The organism is Kitasatospora sp. NRRL B-11411, from assembly GCF_000721345.1.
GTDB lineage: Bacteria > Actinomycetota > Actinomycetes > Streptomycetales > Streptomycetaceae > Kitasatospora > Kitasatospora cineracea.
On the sequence record NZ_JOGH01000304.1, the window covers coordinates 1 to 601 of the forward strand.

Consider the following 601-nt stretch of genomic DNA (forward strand, 5'->3'; position numbering starts at 1 on the left):
TCCGCCACCTCCCGCGCGGCCGCCTGCACGCCGGCCAACTGCCCGGCGTCCAACGGCCCGTCCGGCACCGGGACGAGCCGGTGCGGCACCCCCGGACCGGGGCCGTGGCCCTCGGCCGTGAAAAGGCTGACCACCAGGTCGAACTCCGCGCCGACCAGCACCGGCCGCCGCTGCCCGGCCGCGTCCACCCAGTGGTGGCCGCCCATCCACAGTCCGGGCACGATCTCGTCCCACGGCGTTCCCGGATCGGGCGCGCCGCCCCTCCGACGGGTCTTCATCCGCCACCTCCCGTCCGCCAACGCCGGTCGGCGGCAGCGGAGTTCCCCGCAGGTGGTCAGCGGCGGCAGAGCCAGTAGCCGTCGGCGATCGGGACGGTGCGGCGGGTGCCGGTGGGGGAGATGACGGTGAGGTGAGTGGGGTGGTAAGTGACTCGGTGGCCGGCGGGGAGGAAGGCCGGAGGGTCCAGGACGGCCTCGAAGTCGGGGCCGACCAGGAAGGTGCTGAGCAGGAGCAGGCGTGGCAGCGGGGTGGTTCCGTCGAAGAGGAGGCGCACGGGGGAGAGGATGCCGAACGGGAAGGGGCGGGGCGAGGGGTTTTGTTC

Annotated in this window: 1 protein-coding gene and 1 pseudogene; both read right to left on the reverse strand. The window is 74.4% G+C overall.

Annotated elements, in window-relative coordinates; all coding sequences use genetic code 11:
• Positions 1 to 278, reverse strand: a pseudogene (locus IH44_RS0140065) (protein phosphatase); the annotation flags it as partial.
• A 56-nt stretch (positions 279 to 334) separates the two neighbouring features.
• A partial coding sequence (locus IH44_RS0140070; protein ID WP_030464777.1) for a hypothetical protein occupies positions 335 to 601 on the reverse strand: 267 nt, incomplete at its 5' end.